The sequence below is a fragment of the Allomuricauda sp. d1 genome (assembly GCF_039592695.1).
Lineage (GTDB): Bacteria > Bacteroidota > Bacteroidia > Flavobacteriales > Flavobacteriaceae > Flagellimonas_A.
This window is the reverse complement of the sequence record NZ_JBBUTK010000002.1, coordinates 310384-327801: the sequence shown is the minus strand read 5'-3', so window position 1 is coordinate 327801 and position 17418 is coordinate 310384. Positions and strand designations below refer to the sequence as shown.

Sequence of the window (17418 nt, the reverse complement as noted above, 5' to 3'; positions counted from 1 at the left end):
AACTATGTACAGCGAAAATATAAAAGAAATCGAGAGTTTAATTGTCAATTATTTTGATGGAATATTCTTTGGGGACACCTCTAAACTTAAGTCTTGTTTTCATGAAAACATGTTTATTTATGGAGACATAAAGGGTGTTGACTACCTAAAAAGCGTCGAAGAATATCTCATTGGTGTAAAAGAAAGACAAAGTCCCAATGATTTGAACGAAACCCCAAAAATGGAAATTGTCGGAGTAGATATCATGGGGAAAATTGCCATGGTAAAATTGCATGTTCCCATGTTGGGTTATAATTATTACGATTACTTGTCATTATCTAAATTGAATGGGGAATGGAAAATTGTAAATAAGATTTTTACCCACGTAGACTAGATAGTCGATTGCGAAGGGTTTGGTTACATTTTTTGTTCTAAAGCGTCTTTATTCAAATCGGTACATTACTATGAAAAAGCGGGTATTGAAGTTTTTAAAAGGCTTAGCGGTATTCTTTACCCTGTTGGTACTGGTCGTAATCTCAGCTTATTTCTGGCCGATGCCAGACTTGGAACCGCCCATAAAACATGATACTATCATCATTAGATCAATCAACATTGTTGATGTTGAATCGGGCAGCATTTTAGAGAACCGCGATGTTTTGATAGAACATAATATCATAAGTCAAATTGATAGTGTTCCAGATTTGGGAGATTACCCCAATTCATTGGTAATCAATGGCTCAAACCAATATCTGATTCCCGGTCTTTGGGATATGCATACGCATTCAACACAGCATTCTCCCTGGCTCCATCACCCCATTTTTATTGCCAATGGGGTGACCGGAGTTAGAGATATGTCAGGTCAGCTCAACCGTAGAGACAGTTATTGGGTGGGCAGTAAAGAGCGCTTGACATGGAATGCCGAGTTGAATGAAAACAAAAGGGTGATGCCCCGTTATGTATTGCAAAGCAGTTACCAAATAGATGGGGCTTCATCCGTTCCGGGCGGTTTTCCTGATTTTTTTAAACTACAAGAGCCCGAGGACGTCGATTCTCTCTTGGGGTTTTACAAAAATGAAAAAGTAGACTTCATTAAAATATACCAGCAAATACCCCCTAAAATCTATGAACAACTTGCCATAAAAGCACCGGGGTATGGGCTCCACCTTGCAGGTCATAAACCCATGTTCACGAGTCTTGAAGATGCCATTTTGTTGGGCCAAAGAAGCTTTGAACATGGACGCATCTTTATGTTCGAATCCTTTCCAAATGCTGACAGCCTACGTACTGTAAAAAATTGGAAAAGTTTTTATACCGAATCAAAGAAATCAATGGTTGAAGAGTTTAATCCTAAAATTGCAAGTAGCTTGATGGAGCTAATGCAAAGACATAATGCGCACTGGGTACCTACGTTGCAAACTTTGAAATTTGAAGCATACGCACATAATCCTTCTTTTCTAGAAAATCAAAACCTAAATTACATCACGACCATTAGAAAAAAACTATGGTGGGATATGGATGTGAAAAACAATACAAAGCGAAATGTATCTGGGGACAGTAAAGGGGTAAGTGTTGCTTTTTATAAAAAATCCAAAGAGCAAATTAAAATGGCCAAGGCTATTGGCGTACCCATTATGACAGGGACGGATGTAACAGATTCCTATGTTTTCGCTGGATTTAGTTTGCATGCCGAATTGAAAGAGCTAACCAATAGCGGTTTGTCAAACTTAGAAGCACTGCAAAGTGCAACCATTATTCCTGCAAAGTTTGCTAAAATGGATATGGATTATGGAAGTATAGAAATTGGCAAAACCGCCGATTTGGTTATTTTGAACGAGAATCCATTGGAAAACATAGCCAACTCAAGTACAATTTATGCTGTTATCATAAATGGCACCTATTATGATTCGGAGAAAATAGAGGAGTTAAAAAACTTTACAAAAGCTATTGCCTCCAGCTTTCACATGAATGTTAAGGCGCTTTTCAGTCTTCTTGGCAGCCCTTTGATCAGGGTACAATTTGCCGATTGATAGGGCCAAGAAAGTGCCTCAGGATAATTGAGGACAACGAGTGCATGCTCTTTCAAGAAAGAAGCATAAAATTGTCTTGTCAAACCCCTTCATAAAAATCGAACATTATGATTATCAGAATATTCAAAGCCACCATACCCACAGCATTGCACGAAGAATTTGAAATTAAGTTCAAGGAAGTTTCCGTTCCTGTGGTCAAAAATTATAAGGGATTGATTTCCCTTGAGATTGGACGCCCTACCCAATGGAATCCGGAAGAATTTGTTATGGTCTCACAGTGGGAAAGTGAAAAGGATTTGATTGCATTTGCTGGAGAAAATTGGAACCAGGCACATATTCCAAAGGGAATGGAAAGGTATGTGGGAGAGTGCTCCGTTACCCATTATGAAAGCATCACACTCAGCGATGGCTAACCAAAAACAGTTTCCGGAAAAGAAAACCGACACAAATCACTTTTGAGTGGTCGGGCAAACAAAATCGGTGCTTTCGACCCCTGCCTTTTTCATGGCGGCAAAACCCCCAGCCACATCGACCAAATTATGAATGCCCCTACTTTTAAGGATTGAAGCCGCTATCATACTACGATAGCCACCCGCACAGTGCACATAAAAATTTTCTTCAGATGGAAATTCAGATAGATGGTCGTTCAAAAAGTCAAGCGGGGTGCTATGGGCATCTTCTACATGTTCAGCACTGAACTCATCGGGCTTTCGCACATCAAAAACCGGAGCTTTTTCATCTTCCACTGCCTTTTTAAAGGTATTGGCATCCACAGAACTCACGGTGTCGTATTCCTTGGCGGCGGATTTCCAGGCTTCAAATCCGCCTTCTAAATACCCCAAAGTCTTGTCAAAACCAACACGGGAGAGTCGGGTGACCACCTCTTCTTCACGGCCCTTGTCAGCAACCAATAAAATGGTCTGCTCCACATCACCGATCAATGCGCCGACCCATGGGGCAAAACTTCCATCAATACCAATAAATATCGACCGGGGAATGTGCCCTTTGGCAAAATCATCTTGATGCCTTACATCTAGTACCACCGCACCGGTTTCATTGGCAGCGGCCTCAAAAGCATCTGGGGCAAGGGCTTGTGTGCCACGCTCCAAAATGTCGTCAATATCTTCGTAGCCTTCTTTGTTCATTTTAACGTTGAGCGGAAAGTATTGTGGGGGAGGCAAGAGTCCATCTGTGACCTCTTTCACAAAATCGTCTTTGGTCATGTCTTCTCGAAGCGCATAGTTCATTTTCTTCTGGTTGCCAAGGGTATCAACGGTCTCTTTCATCATGTTCTTTCCACAGGCAGAGCCCGCACCGTGGGCGGGATACACAACCACGTCATCGGCTAAGGGCATTATTTTGTTGCGTAGGCTATCGTATAGTGTTTCCGCCAATTCTTCTTGGGTCATATTGGCCGCTTTTTGAGCCAAATCGGGTCGCCCCACATCGCCCAAGAATAAAGTGTCGCCACTAAAAATGGCGTGGTCTTTTCCGTTTTCATCCCGAAGCAAATAGGTGGTGCTTTCCATAGTATGTCCGGGGGTGTGCAGGGCCACAATGGTCGCTTTTCCCAATTTGAACTCTTGGCCATCTTCAGCAATAATGGCATCAAAAGAGGGATTGGCATTGGGCCCAAAAACAATCGGTGCGCCAGTCTCTTTTGAAAGTGTCACGTGGCCACTCACAAAGTCAGCATGAAAATGCGTTTCAAATATGTACTTGATCTTGGCATTATCACGAATCGCCCTTTCCAAGTAGGGTTTTACCTCACGTAAGGGGTCAACAATGGCGACCTCGCCTTCACTTTCAATGTAATAGGCCCCTTGGGCCAAACATCCGGTATATATCTGTTCTATGTTCATCATCTTACTATCTCAATCGGGGAGAAAATTCCTCCCCTTAATGTGAATACTTTAGTGTTCCCGATTGATTGGTTATTCGTTATTGGTTGATAGGTGCCCTATCTTTTTTGTTCTTTAGCTGACTTACTATTGATTCCAAATCTATCGCCTGAAGGCGACAGTAGTTCAGTGCAAAGGTAAACGATGTACCCGTCAAAAAAAGTAACATTGGTCACATTGCGTCAATGTCATTTATGCTGTAGCGAAACCTTTTCTTGAATCGCGGTTTTTTCCACTTTTGCCAAGCAATCGGCATAGGCTTCCGCGGTACGGACGTAAATATTCTCTTGCCCTATTTTCTTGACCAAGCCGTTCTTTTGAAGGGTATCGCGTATGGGCCCTATGGCCCCCGCCAGTTTGAACGCGATACCTTTATCCCTTAATTGTTCCACTACATTTTCCAATTGGTTCATGGCCGTGTTGTCGATATAATTCACTGGTTCTGCATTCAGAATTACATATTTTAATGCAGCTCCCTTTTTGTCAACCTCTTGCAGCAATGCCTTTTTGAAATACTGCACATTGGCAAAGAAAAGTTGGGCATCAAACCGAATCATCAAAATTTCATCGTGAATCTCAACATCCTCGGCAAAACGGTTCACGTTTTTAAAATACTCCATCCCCCTAATCTTTCCCAAAACGGCAACATGCGGTTTTGAGCTACGGTACACCAAAAGCACCAATGAAAACAACACCCCAAAAATGATACCCTCTGATACACCGATAAAAAGTGTGGTCAAAAACGTGATGGCATACAGCATAAACTCATCGCGTTGCTGTTTTGCCAATTGTATCGGGTACTTGATGTCGACAAGGCCATAAACAGCCACCAAAATAATGGCCCCCAAAACTGTTTTGGGCAAGTACTGAAAGTAGGGCGTCAAAAAAAGTAGGGTCAGGCCAACAACGGCTGCGCTGATTATCGAGGCCAGTCCTGTTTTTGCCCCTTCGTTGACATTGACAGCGGTGCGAGAGAATCCAGAATTGGCAGGGTACGATTGAAAGAATGACCCCATGATGTTCGATACCCCCAATGCCCGCAACTCTTGATTGGGATCGGTATGGTATTCTTGGCTTTTATCTTCAACGGCCTTTGCCATGGTCATGGCTTCAGCAAAAGCGATAAACGCCAGTACCAAGGCCAAGGGAAAGGCCCTTACCCAATCATCGCTGGCAATCGTGTGCAGTTGAAAGGATGGGAGTCCTTGGGGGATGAACCCCAGCAAAGTCACCACGGTGTTCTGGTTGGAAAAAAAGTAGACCCCCAAGATGGACAATACCACGACCACCATGGCCGCGGGAAGCTTTCTGTTCAGTTTTTTCAGAAGGAAAATAGCGACGATTGCCGTTACTCCGATTGCCAAATCCCAAACGTTCAGGGTGTCGATCTTACCAAAAAGTTCTTGCAGGGTTGCCAATGTTCGCACAGCATCAAGTTCAATTCCCAAAAGATATTTTAATTGGCTAACGGCGATGACCAGTGCCGCTGCCGAAGTAAATCCACTAACAACGGGCCTCGACAGAAAATTCGCCAAAAAACCCATCTTCAAAAAGCCCATCAACACTTGCAGCAAGCCGACAAACAAGGCCAGAAACAAAGCCATGGCGATGTGTTCTTGTAAACCGGACAGCTTCATGGCGGCCAAGCCCGAAGCCACAATCAGCGAGTCTAGGGCAACGGGACCCACGGCCAATTTTCTGCTGGAGCCGGTCACCGCATAGACCAGATTGGGCACCAAAGCTGCATACAGCCCATGAACAGGGGGCAAACCAGCTATCATGGCATAGGCCATACCTTGGGGAATGAGCATAACCCCTACGGTAAATCCTGCTGCTATGTCGCCAGATAGATATGCCCTTTCATAGTTGGGCAACCAATCAAGTATGGGAAGGTACTTCTTCAAACAGGCTATTTATAAGTTCAATAATTCGATACGGTTTCGGTGTATTTTCAGCTTCCCCATCTTCTCCAGTTTTTTCAACAATCGAGAAATGACCACCCTCGAGCTGTGCAGGTCATAAGCAATTTCTTGATGGGTGTTGGTGATGGTGCTGTCTTGGTTCACCTTGGCTTTTTTCTGCAAATATTCAATCAGCCGTTCATCCATATTCATAAAAGCAATGCTATCTACCGTGGCGAGGAGTTCATTCAAACGGTTGTGGTAACTTTCAAAGACGAAATTTCGCCATGAGCGGTATTTGGCCGTCCACTCTTCCATCTTTCCAATGGGCACCATGACCAACTTTGAATCGGTCTCGGCAATGGCCCTGATCTGGCTTTGGGCATCCCCCATGCAGCAGGCCATGGTCATACTGCACGTATCCCCTCTCTCCAAATAATAGAGCAATAGTTCGTCGCCTTCATCATCTTCTCGAAGGATTTTTATGACCCCCTCTACCAAAAGTGGCATAAAACGGATGTATTCGCCAATTTCCATCAGTTTAAAGCCCTCGGGAACTTCCTTAAAAGTTCCGACTTGGGCAATCTCATGCAATAAAGACGGCTCAAAAGTGCTTCCGAAACTGGATGTCAACTCTTGTATCACACCGCGAAATTACACAATACTTGCAGTAGAATCGGCAACCGTGGTTACAAGAAAGCAAAATCAATGGTAACCGTTATCTTTAAGGGATAATCCCAAAGATTTCTTTTCAATGACCTCTATACCATCATTGCTTGTAGAACAACATGATTTTTTTTCCAGTGGCAGCACCAAACCGCTGACCTCTAGAAAACAAGCCCTCAAAAGACTAAAAAAGGCCATTGTTGAAAGGGAAGATGCAATTTGTGATGCACTCTACAGCGACTTTAAAAAACCCAAGTTTGAGAGTTTGGCCACAGAAACACAGATGGTCTTGGCCGAACTGAACCATATCATCAATAACGTTGCCTTTTGGGCAAGACCCAAACGGGTTCCCCTAAGCTTGTCCAATTTTCCATCGAGGGATTGGATACAATATGAACCATTCGGGCAGGTACTGGTGATTTCACCATGGAATTACCCCTTTATGTTGGCCATGTCACCATTGATCGGTGCCGTAGCCGCTGGAAATACTGTGGTTTTAAAACCTTCGGAATTAAGTCCTGCTACTTCGAAAATTCTTGATGACATCATTTCAGAAGTCTTCGATGCCAAGCATGTGGCCGTTGTTGAAGGCGGTGTGGAGACTTCGCAGGAACTTTTGGCACAGAAATGGAACTATATTTTTTTCACGGGAAGCACCCGAGTGGGCAAAATTGTCTACAAGAGTGCCGCTGCGCACCTCACCCCGGTGACCTTGGAACTGGGAGGAAAGAATCCGTGTATCATCGATGCCAGTGCCCCGGTAAAACTGGCTGCCAAGCGCATTGTCTGGGGCAAGTTCATCAATGCAGGGCAGACCTGTCTGGCCCCTGATTATCTGTTGGTGCACGAAGCTGTAAAGGATAAATTGGTTGCGGCCTTACAGCATCATATCATTGAGTTTTATGGGGAGGATGTGCAAGCATCCAACGATTTTGCACGAATAGCGACCGAAGGGCAGTACAAACGGCTCAAGGCCATGCTGAATGATGGTACGTTGCGCTTCGGCGGAAAATTTGACGATGACGACCGTTACATTTCCCCTACCTTATTGGAAAATCCATCAATGGATTCCGAGGCCATGCAGGGTGAAATATTTGGCCCGGTGCTTCCTATTTTTTCTTACGAAAAAGAAAGTGATATTGAACGCTACATTGAAAATTATGGGCGGCCGTTGGCACTTTATGTATTCTCAAACAGAAAATCTTTTCTGAAAAGAATATTGACCCGGTTTTCTTTCGGTGGAGGGGCAATCAACGATACGGTGATACACATTACCAATAAGAACATGCCCTTTGGCGGGGTCGGAAATTCTGGTTTTGGTGGCTATCACGGTAAACATTCCTTCGAGCTGTTTTCCCATAAAAAATCCATCGTCAAAAAAGCCAATTGGCTCGATTTGCCCTTTCGTTATCCGCCCTACAACATGGCTGAAACACTGATAAAAAAATTCAAACACCTACTATGAGACTGTTTTGAAATATCTCGATTATTTTCTTACAGTCTCTTTTTGTGCATTACTTTGTTTAAATTTTGAACCGTAGCTAAGGCTATGCTTAAAAATTTTGCCTCGTACTGCCTCAAAAATAGCTCATAACAATTCTAACGACATATTTCAAAACAGTCTCAAAAAAAGAACATCATGAAAAAGACAGCATTGATTACAGGAGCCTCGAGCGGTATTGGGATGGAATTGGCCAAGATACACGCCCAAAAAGGCGGAAATCTTGTCGTGGTTGCGCGAAGCACCGATACCCTACAATCACTTAAGACCGACCTTGAACACCAGCACGGCATCAACGTGACCACCATCACCAAAGACCTGACGGATGCAGGCGCATCGAAAGAAGTGTATGATACGGTACGCTCAAACGGAATCCAGGTCGACTACCTCATCAACAATGCCGGATTTGGCGGCGTGGGCAAATTTCACGAACGTAAATGGGAACAAGACTTGAGCATGATTCGACTCAACATTATCGCCCTGACCGCGCTTACCCGCCACTTTCTCCCTGATTTTGTGGCCCGCAATGAGGGAAGGATCCTAAATGTTTCCTCAACGGCGGCGTTGGTGCCCGGCCCGTTACAGGCGGTATACTACGCCACAAAAGCCTACGTGACCTCGTTCAGCAATGCCATTGCTGAAGAACTGTATGATACCGATATCACTGTTACTGCCTTGATGCCCGGTGCCACCGATACCGATTTTGGTAAGGTTTCGGGCATGGACAAAACGGAGCTTTTCAAGAGTACTGCCAGTGCAAAAAGCGTTGCCCAAGATGGTTATGAGGCCATGCTCAAAGGAAAATTGAATGTGGTATCCGGTTTGGGCTTTTCGCAAAAGGTGATGATGAAACTCCTTCCTCTCCTACCCAAAAAAATGGTGTTGAGGCAGATTCGTGAGAAGCAGCAAACAAAGGACTGATTTCGGCAAATGCCCTTGAAAGGGCTTGATATTTGACCCATTTCAACCTTTATTTAACGGTATCGATTTCTACGAGCCAAATGCTTTGGAGCGGTCGACGTTCCTAATGTATATTCAGGCAACCATTTAAAATTTTGAAATTATGAGAGGTTTACTTTGGCTCGTTGCCGTCATCTGTATAGCGGTATGGCTTTTGGGCATTTTGGGTATAATTCCAGGGATGGGCACTGGGTATTTGATTCATATTCTTTTGGTTCTTGCCGTAATTGCCGTCTTGTACAACATCATTTCGGGTAGAAAACCTTTGTAGAAAGACGAAGGCCGTCGCAATAAATATGGGCCTCTAGGCTTTAAGAAAATCATCGCCAAAAGCTGATGGTTTTATGGGCATTATCACTTCAGTGGGCTCGGCACAGGCTTCTTTGCCCAGTTTTTAAAGAAAAAAGCCCCATGGTTTTCGTGGGGTCTGTCGTCGCTTTTGCTCAGGATAAACTTCTCGCCCCAAAACGCTTAGAAACAAAAAAGCCCTACGGTTTCCCGAAGGGCTCTTTCTTCCAATGTTGCTCCTCCAGCTGGGCTCGAACCAGCGACACCCTGATTAACAGTCAGGTGCTCTAACCAACTGAGCTATGGAGGAATACTTTTAGCGGGTGCAAATATAGCGACTTCTTTAAAACGCTACAAGCAAAAATCGACGATTTTATTTGAAAACCGCCTTGTAAATGTCATTGCCGTTGGCAAAAAGCAATAACGCTATCAATAAGAAGAAACCGACCATTTGGGCATACTCTAAAAATTTGTCGCTGGGCTTTCTGCCCGATACCATTTCATAGAGCAAGAACATGACATGACCGCCATCCAAAGCAGGAATGGGAAGAATGTTCATAAAGGCCAGGATAATGGATATCAACGCTGTGGTTGACCAGAATGCGGCCCAGTTCCATGTATCAGGAAACATATTTCCGATAGCCGCAAAACCGCCCACGCCTTTGTAAGCCCCAGTTGAAGGGTTGAATATCTTTTTTAATTGCTTGACATAGCTGGTCAGAATGTCGACCCCTTTATCGATTCCAGCTGGGATGGATTCAAGGAAAGTGTATTTTTTGGTCTCCAGTTTTAGAATGCCCCTAGATTGTAAATCTTCGAAAGGAAGAAATGCAGGCCTCACCCCTAAAGTGGCTGTATCACTTATTTGCACCGGATATTCTAGGGTTTGATTATCTCTGCGTATCCCAAGCTTAACACCTTCACCTTTATATTTTTCCAATACTGGCTTGGCTTGGTCAAAATACTCAATACCCTCGCCGCCGATGGATACAACCTCATCTTCGGGCATTAACCCAACATTTTTGTTTGCAGATTCATCAGAAACTTCCCCTATAACAAAGGGAACTCTGTAGTTTAAAAACCGAACCTTGTCCTCATCTTCCAACAAGGTGGCAATGAAATCGACAGGGATTTCCTTTTCAATCACCTGGCCATCTCTTTCAATGGTGATGCTGTTTCCATTTATCAAATCAATGAACACGCTGTTGAAGGTCTCCACTTTATCCCCATCAATGGCCAAAATCTTATCTCCGGTTTGAATGCCCGCTTTTTCACCGATTCTATCATCCATCACCCAGACACCGTCCTTGAGACTGTCCATAGGAATATATTGATCTCCGTACGAGTAGGCCATACCGATATAGATGATCACGGCCAGAACAAAGTTGACGGTGACACCACCCAACATGATGATCAATCGCTGCCAAGCCGGTTTGCTGCGAAACTCCCATGGTTTGGGTTCTTCTTTCATGGCCTCGGTATCCATACTCTCATCGATCATGCCCGCAATTTTCACATAGCCTCCCAAGGGTAGCCAGCCAATACCATATACGGTCTCGCCAATTTTCTTCTTGAAAAGAGAGAACTTGACATCAAAAAACAAATAGAATTTCTCGACCCGGGTCTTAAACAATTTGGCAGGAATAAAATGACCAAGTTCGTGAAGAATTATCAATAGGGAAAGACTCAGAAAAAACTGAATCACTTTTACAGCAATGGGGCTCATCTAACTCACATTATCATCAAGCCCACAAAAGTAAGATATTGGGCTGTCTTAAAAAAACAATGGCCAAAGCACGCTATCATTTTAAGAAACTTTTAGTGACAAAAGCTGACGCTTCATTTGAAAAAGCAAGAATGTGAAAGTACTTTTGCAATAGTAATGCTACAATTTTTTTCGAAATATAAGTTTTTCGGGCTTGTGATGGTTGTGCTTTCGGCCATTATCATCTATCTGATGTACCAGGCCCTGACCCCAAAAAAAAGACTGCCTGTTTACCAACCTTCAATGGTGAACCCAGAATTGGTCGATAGTACATTGCACGACACAAAAAAATACCACACCATTGCCGATTTCAGCCTCATTAACCAAAACGGCGATACCATTACCGAAAACAATTACAAGAATAAAATTTACGTTGCCGATTTCTTTTTCACGACCTGCCCCACCATTTGCCCCATCATGACCAAAAACATGGCCGAAATTCAGCACAATATTTTGGCAGATGAAGATGTCTTGCTTTTGTCACATTCGGTCACACCGCAAATTGACTCCGTGGCCCGATTAAAAAAATATGCAGAAGAAAAGGGCGTGGTAGATAGCAAATGGAATTTGGTCACTGGCGATAAGCGCCAAATCTATGAACTGGCTCGAAAGTCATATTTGGCGGTGAAAAACGATGGTGATGGCGGCCCCTTTGATATGATTCACACTGAAAACTTCATTCTAGTCGATAAAGAACGCCGTATTCGCGGATTTTATGACGGCACCGATGCCGAAGACATTGAAAAATTACTGACAGACCTTGAGGTTTTAAGAGCATCGTACACTGAATAAAACCTTTTAATTGAACTGATTACCAAGGTTCGCATCCTCAAAATTTATTTAAGTGCATTTTTTCAACTATTTTTGCCTTACTTAAAATCAATCTAAATAAAAATTGTGGCCACGGTTGCGGATTTAAAGTATGGACAAAAGGGCATCATCAAAGAATTTTCTGAACGGCTTTTACCCATAAAGTTGATGGAGCTGGGCTGTCTGCCCGGCAATAGCGTTGAACTCGTTCAGATAGCGCCCTTAAACGATCCTATTTACATCAATGTCAATGGCAGCCATATTGCCATCAGGCGTTCTTTGGCCAAAGAAATAGAGCTCGACATTATTGAAGACACTTTTGTACTATGAGCAAAAGTATCAACGTTGCCCTCATCGGCAATCCCAACACGGGCAAGACTTCTGTTTTCAACCAGCTCACGGGGCTGAACCAAAAAGTGGGCAATTACCCTGGCATCACTGTCGAAAAAAAAGAGGGCATCTGCAAACTGCCCCGCGGGGTCAAGGCCCATATACTCGACCTGCCCGGCACCTATAGCCTTAACACCACTTCTTTGGATGAAAGCGTGGTGGTCGAACTGTTGCTGAACAAAAACAACAAGGATTATCCTGATGTGGCGGTGGTCATCAGCGATGTTGAGAATCTGAAGCGCAATCTGTTATTGTTCACACAGATCAAAGACCTTAAAATACCCACCATTTTGGTCATCAACATGGCCGATAGGATGGATAGAAAAGGCATTGCCATTGATATTGACCTCATGGAAGAGCGATTGGATACCAAAATCGCCTTGGTCAGCACCAGAAAAAAGCTCGGAATTGAAAGGCTCAAAGAATTGATAGCTGACCACAGGCAAATCTCTTCCAGACCTTGTACCGATACCACTATCATCTCACCCCAGTACTTCGAACGGCTTAAAAAGGCTTTTCCCAAAGAAGATCTCTACAAACTCTGGCTGGTCATTACCCAAGATGTCAATTTCATGCCCATTGAAAAAAAGCGTATTGAAGACCAGTCTTCTTTTGACACCAAATCAAAGGCCGAGCTAAAAAGATTGCAACATCGCGAGACCGTGCTTCGCTATCAATACATCAACGGTGTGCTTAAAGAGACCTACAAGGTCGACTTTAAATCGGCCAAGGGATTCAGGGCCACTTTGGATAAAATCTTGACCCACAAAATATTCGGCTATCTCATTTTCTTCATCATCCTGCTTACCATTTTTCAGGCCATCTTTGATTGGAGCACCTACCCCATGGATTTTATCGATGCCCAATTTGCATCGGCAAGCGATTGGTTAAAGACCACATTGCCCCCCGGATTGCTCACGGATTTGTTGGCCGAGGGTATCTTGGCAGGTATTGGGGGTATTGTGATTTTTATCCCCCAGATTGCCTTTCTGTTTTTGTTCATCGCCTTGTTGGAAGAATCGGGCTATATGAGTCGGGTCGTTTTCTTGATGGACCGTCTCATGCGCCCCTTTGGATTAAGCGGAAAAAGTGTGGTGCCCTTGATTTCGGGTACCGCTTGTGCCATTCCCGCTGTCATGGCCACCAGAACCATCGAAAACTGGAAAGAACGCTTGATCACCATTCTTGTGGTACCCTTTACAACCTGTTCTGCCAGGCTTCCAGTCTACTTGATATTGATTGCTTTGGTCATACCCAAAGGAAGATTTCTTGGGTTGAGCTATCAGGCACTGACCTTGATGCTGTTATATCTTATCGGTTTTGGCATGGCCATACTGTCTGCCATGGTGCTCAACAAAATCCTCAAGATAAAAAGCAGGTCGCTCTTTATGGTTGAAATGCCAACCTACCGACTGCCGCTCCTAAAAAATGTAGCCTACACTGTGGTTGAGAAAACAAAGAGCTTTGTGTTCGGGGCCGGAAAAATCATTTTGGCAATCTCGATCATCTTATGGTTTTTGGGTTCCAATGGATTTTCTGAGGATTTCAGAAACGCAGAAACCATCGTCAACCAAAGAATTGAAGAAAACGGTCTTAATGCTTACAGCCAAAACTATATCAACAACAACCTTGTTGCCTACAGAAAGTCTCCTGACCCAGAGTTATTGCAGATGACCAAAGACTCATTGCTTACAGTGCGCGATGTATTGCGAGAACGGGCACGAAAACAAGAAATCGCCAGCCATAAGTTGGAACATTCGTATATCGGCTACGCCGGAAAAGCCATCGAGCCCTTGGTCAAACCGCTCGGCTACGACTGGAAAATCGGCATTGCCGTTTTGACTTCATTCGCAGCACGCGAAGTGTTTGTGGGTACTTTGGCCACCATTTACAGTGTTGGAAGCGATGAAGAGGAAACTATCAAAAATAGGATGGCAGCAGAACTTGATGATCAAGGAGAGCCCCTCTTTGATTTCGCCTCGGGTATCTCGTTAATGCTCTTCTATGCTTTTGCGATGCAGTGCATGAGCACCTTGGCCATAGTAAAAAAAGAGACCAATTCTTGGAAATGGCCCATACTTCAATTGGTTTTTATGAGTACGATTGCGTACATTATCGCTTTCGTAGCCTATCAAAGTTTAAAATAACCATGATACAGACCATTTTGGCATATTCGATTCTAGCAATGGCGATAGGCTATTTGGCAAAGAGATATGTCTTGCCAAAATCCATTTTTTCCAGCACCAAGCACGATATTGATAAAGGTTGTGGCAGTGATGATTGTGGTTGTCATTGACATCTTTAGGTCGTCAATACGGTAGTTCTTCCTTCCAAAAAGAAATTTTTCCTCTTTCCTGTAACCTTTTTTACTTTTCTGACTATATAGTAACAAAGAATCACTAAATACAACCATTGAAGAATAATAAGTCAGATGAATTGTTGATGGCTGAGGTCGCCCAGGGAAATCTTGATGTGCTACGGATTCTTTTTGACAGGCACCATGTGCACATTTTCAATTTTCTGTACAAAATGAGTGGCAATCGAATGTTGAGTGAAGATTTGACCCAAGATGTCTTTTATAAAGTCATCAAATACCGCTCTTCATACAACAATGGCAAATTTTTATCATGGGTCTTTACCATTGCGAGAAACAATCTAAAAACCCATTTTACAAAAAATACAGCGCATCATGTTGACTTACAAAAAGTAGCCTATAAAACTGGTGAAAAGCAAAATGACGAAGATTATTCACACTTACAATGTGCGCTGAACAAGCTCGAGATGTCTGATCGCGAAATCATCATCATGAACCGTTTTCAAGATATTCGGTACAGTGAGATTGCAAAAATCACAGGAAGTACCGAAGGAGCAGTTAAAACCAAGGCAAGCAGGGCGCTCAAAAAATTAAAAAAAATCTATTTAGAAAGTATTTGATATGAAAAGGGATGAAATGATCGGTATGATAGTAGATTATTTTGATGGCGCGTTGACCGATGCCCAAAAAAGAGCATTTGAAGCGCATTTGAAAAGCTCGGCCACTTTTGCAAAAGAGGTTGAAGAACACCGAATATTGCTACAAGCTTTTGAAAAAGAAGAGAGGCAACTGCCTTCAAAGAACTTAGAGGCTGGTTTTCTTGCTATGCTTGAAGAAGAAAAGAACAATCAAGCCAAAATGGTATCCATCGCTCCTGAACAGAAAAATTGGATGTTCGCTCTGATGAAAATAGCAGCCGGTATAGCCATTTTGATAGCAATCTTCTATTTGGGCAGATACTCTAAACAACAAGAATCACAAGAGCGCATACAAATGGCGCAAAAAGAAAGCCTTGAAGCCAAACAGATGACCGTTTTGGCGATGATGGAAAACCAATCGGCAAACAAACGTATACAAGGAGTTCAATTTATTGAGGAAATCGATGAACCCGACCAAGATATCGTTGCAGCTTTGGCTGAACGATTACGAAATGATGAGAATACCAACGTTCGCATGGCAGCCTTGGATGCCCTGGCCAGATTTTCTAGCTCAGAGCTCGTAAAAACGGTTTTTCTTGAGACCCTTGAGGTGGAAAAAAATCCGAGTGTCCAGATCGCCTTGATACAAAACTTGGTGAAAATGGGTGAAAAGAAAGCGGTCGCACCCATGAAAAAATTGTTGGAACAAGAAGACACACAACCATTTATAAAAGATGAAATCAATCAGGCATTGCCTAAAATAATATAAATATCAAAAAACGAAAATCATGAAAAAAGCAGTACTTACACTACTATCAATTACCTGTGCCACCATAGCAATGGCGCAAAAAGATTTTACCAAATCACTAAATGGTGTTGAATGGGTCAAAATTGAATCAAAAGCAGACCTTACCCTTAAAACCCACGACAAAAACGAGCTGTTGATCAAAGTGGCGAGAGGGTACTCTATACCAGAGAAAGCGAAGGGACTCAAACTGATGGGTGCCGGTGGGCCAGACAACACCGATGTTGGATTTAACGTCGTGCAAGATGGCAACACCCTCATCGTAAAAAGCCTCAGAAAGAATGATGGGGCCGAAGTGTTTCTTCCAAAATCACAAAACGTATCCGTGACCAGCAGTTGGAACGGAGACATCTACATTGACGGTTTCTCCGGTGAGATCGAAGCCAATGCCAACCTCAATGGTGGGCTGACCTTGGTCAACATTTCTGGGCCATTGACCGCGTACTCCCTGAATGAAAATGTTGAAGTTGAATTCCAAAGCATCAATAAAGATGCCCCTATCTATATCAATACGACAAACGGGGCAATTGATGTGACGATTCCCGAAAGCACTTCCGCAGACATCTATATGAGTTCATGGAACGGGGATATCTACAGCAATTTTGATTTAAAACGGCCCGATAAAGATGGTATGAAATCCATTTCAAGCAAGAACATCAGGGGTTCAATCAACAATGGTGGAGTTGATATCAAGCTGAAAACCACCAATGGAAACATCTATCTAAGAAAACAATAATCAAAAACGAACAGTCATGAAAAAAGCAACTACACTACTATTGGTAAGTTTCATCAGCTTCGGTGTATCTGCCCAAAAAGTCATTGAAAAAAACATTGAGTTCAATGGCCAGTATATTGATGTTGAACTTCCCTTTGCGTCTTCCATTGAAGTGAAAACTTGGGATAAATCCACAGTATATTTCAAGGCTAACATCCAAGCCATTGAAGCCAAATACCTTGACCTGTATAAACTTGAGGTAAGTCAAAGTGATACGTCCATTGATATCGCATCAGATACAAAAGCAGTTTTTAAGGCTTTTGAGGAGGATTGGAAAAAACAGAAACTAAACAAGAAAATGTATGGCTATACAATTGACATGTACGATTTTAACTATGTGCTGTATGTGCCAAAAAATGCAACATTCAAGCTCACGAGCATCAATGGAAGCATGAAATCTGAAATCATCGAAGGTGATTTTGAAGCAGACCTCATCAATGGCGATATTGATATCAAGCAATATCGCGGCAACCTTGACCTGCGCACCATTAATGGCGAAATCGATTTGAAGGTCAGCAATGCCAGTTTTGTGGCAGAGACCATACACGGTAATATCTATGCCGATGAAAAGCTAAATCTAAAATCGCATGATAAACACGTGGGGCAAAAGGTTACGAGCAATATTGCCAATTCGAAAAATAGGCTGGAACTCAATACCATTAATGGCAATATGTATCTGAGAATGTAAGTTCAGTGGA

General features: G+C 43.1%; 18 protein-coding genes and 1 tRNA gene. 14 read left to right on the top strand and 5 right to left on the bottom strand.

Annotated elements, in window-relative coordinates; all coding sequences use genetic code 11:
• Positions 1–4: 4 nt before the first annotated feature.
• The 3 genes from AAAH86_RS08485 to AAAH86_RS08475 all read left to right on the top strand — a co-directional run bounded on the left by AAAH86_RS08485 (position 5) and on the right by AAAH86_RS08475 (position 2419).
• The gene (locus tag AAAH86_RS08485) at positions 5–373 is read left to right on the top strand and encodes a nuclear transport factor 2 family protein (protein ID WP_343487139.1); all 369 of its coding nucleotides are present in this window, start codon (positions 5–7) and stop codon (positions 371–373) included.
• 70 nt (positions 374–443) lie between these two features.
• Positions 444–2006 carry an amidohydrolase family protein gene (locus AAAH86_RS08480; protein WP_343487138.1) on the top strand — a complete coding sequence of 521 codons (1563 nt, stop codon included), beginning with the start codon at positions 444–446 and terminating at the stop codon, positions 2004–2006.
• A 107-nt stretch (positions 2007–2113) separates the two neighbouring features.
• A complete protein-coding gene (locus AAAH86_RS08475) occupies positions 2114–2419 on the top strand; it encodes an antibiotic biosynthesis monooxygenase (RefSeq protein ID WP_343487137.1) in 306 nt (101 codons plus the stop codon).
• A gap of 36 nt (positions 2420–2455) precedes the next feature.
• Here the strand turns inward: AAAH86_RS08475 and AAAH86_RS08470 are convergent, their stop codons facing one another.
• The 3 genes from AAAH86_RS08470 to AAAH86_RS08460 form a co-directional block, all read right to left on the bottom strand.
• Positions 2456–3868, bottom strand: coding sequence for an MBL fold metallo-hydrolase (locus tag AAAH86_RS08470; protein ID WP_343487850.1), 1413 nt, complete (start codon positions 3866–3868; stop codon positions 2456–2458).
• A 227-nt stretch (positions 3869–4095) separates the two neighbouring features.
• Complete coding sequence (locus tag AAAH86_RS08465; protein WP_343487136.1) at positions 4096–5811, bottom strand: solute carrier family 26 protein; 1716 nt, start codon at positions 5809–5811, stop codon at positions 4096–4098.
• 9 nt (positions 5812–5820) lie between these two features.
• Positions 5821–6453, bottom strand: coding sequence for a Crp/Fnr family transcriptional regulator (locus AAAH86_RS08460; protein ID WP_343487135.1), 633 nt, complete (start codon positions 6451–6453; stop codon positions 5821–5823).
• Positions 6454–6562: 109 nt separating this feature from the next.
• On the opposite strand from AAAH86_RS08460, the gene AAAH86_RS08455 reads away from it, so the two are divergent.
• From AAAH86_RS08455 to AAAH86_RS08445, 3 genes are all read left to right on the top strand, one after another.
• Positions 6563–7939 carry an aldehyde dehydrogenase gene (locus AAAH86_RS08455; RefSeq protein ID WP_343487134.1) on the top strand — a complete coding sequence of 459 codons (1377 nt, stop codon included), beginning with the start codon at positions 6563–6565 and terminating at the stop codon, positions 7937–7939.
• A gap of 174 nt (positions 7940–8113) precedes the next feature.
• Positions 8114–8896 (top strand): SDR family oxidoreductase, encoded by a 783-nt coding sequence (locus AAAH86_RS08450; RefSeq protein WP_343487133.1) that lies wholly within the window; start codon positions 8114–8116, stop codon positions 8894–8896.
• A gap of 142 nt (positions 8897–9038) precedes the next feature.
• On the top strand, positions 9039–9206 hold the full coding sequence (locus AAAH86_RS08445; RefSeq protein WP_343487132.1) for a lmo0937 family membrane protein: 168 nt from the start codon (positions 9039–9041) through the stop codon (positions 9204–9206).
• Positions 9207–9459: 253 nt separating this feature from the next.
• On the opposite strand, the gene AAAH86_RS08440 is transcribed toward AAAH86_RS08445, so the two are convergent.
• Positions 9460–9533, bottom strand: a tRNA-Asn gene (locus tag AAAH86_RS08440).
• A 63-nt stretch (positions 9534–9596) separates the two neighbouring features.
• Positions 9597–10949 carry an RIP metalloprotease RseP gene (gene rseP / locus AAAH86_RS08435; RefSeq protein WP_343487131.1) on the bottom strand — a complete coding sequence of 451 codons (1353 nt, stop codon included), beginning with the start codon at positions 10947–10949 and terminating at the stop codon, positions 9597–9599.
• A 156-nt stretch (positions 10950–11105) separates the two neighbouring features.
• Between rseP and AAAH86_RS08430 the strand changes: the two genes are divergently transcribed.
• The 8 genes from AAAH86_RS08430 (at position 11106) to AAAH86_RS08395 (ending at position 17408) form a co-directional block, all read left to right on the top strand.
• Positions 11106–11780 carry an SCO family protein gene (locus tag AAAH86_RS08430; protein WP_343487130.1) on the top strand — a complete coding sequence of 225 codons (675 nt, stop codon included), beginning with the start codon at positions 11106–11108 and terminating at the stop codon, positions 11778–11780.
• Between the two features lie 102 nt (positions 11781–11882).
• Positions 11883–12128, top strand: a complete 246-nt coding sequence (locus tag AAAH86_RS08425) for a FeoA family protein (RefSeq protein ID WP_343487849.1) — start codon at positions 11883–11885, stop codon at positions 12126–12128.
• Positions 12125–14335: a ferrous iron transport protein B gene (gene feoB, locus AAAH86_RS08420; RefSeq protein ID WP_343487128.1), complete on the top strand. Its 2211-nt coding sequence runs from the start codon at positions 12125–12127 to the stop codon at positions 14333–14335. Before AAAH86_RS08425 ends, feoB begins: the two co-directional genes overlap by 4 nt.
• Before the next feature lie 2 nt (positions 14336–14337).
• On the top strand, positions 14338–14484 hold the full coding sequence (locus AAAH86_RS08415; protein ID WP_343487127.1) for a hypothetical protein: 147 nt from the start codon (positions 14338–14340) through the stop codon (positions 14482–14484).
• Positions 14485–14600: 116 nt separating this feature from the next.
• Positions 14601–15122: an RNA polymerase sigma factor gene (locus AAAH86_RS08410; protein WP_343487126.1), complete on the top strand. Its 522-nt coding sequence runs from the start codon at positions 14601–14603 to the stop codon at positions 15120–15122.
• 1 nt (position 15123) lies between these two features.
• Positions 15124–15909 carry a hypothetical protein gene (locus tag AAAH86_RS08405; protein WP_343487125.1) on the top strand — a complete coding sequence of 262 codons (786 nt, stop codon included), beginning with the start codon at positions 15124–15126 and terminating at the stop codon, positions 15907–15909.
• A gap of 19 nt (positions 15910–15928) precedes the next feature.
• Positions 15929–16681, top strand: a complete 753-nt coding sequence (locus AAAH86_RS08400) for a DUF4097 family beta strand repeat-containing protein (protein ID WP_343487124.1) — start codon at positions 15929–15931, stop codon at positions 16679–16681.
• Between the two features lie 16 nt (positions 16682–16697).
• Positions 16698–17408 (top strand): hypothetical protein, encoded by a 711-nt coding sequence (locus tag AAAH86_RS08395; protein ID WP_343487122.1) that lies wholly within the window; start codon positions 16698–16700, stop codon positions 17406–17408.
• Positions 17409–17418 lie beyond the last annotated feature (10 nt).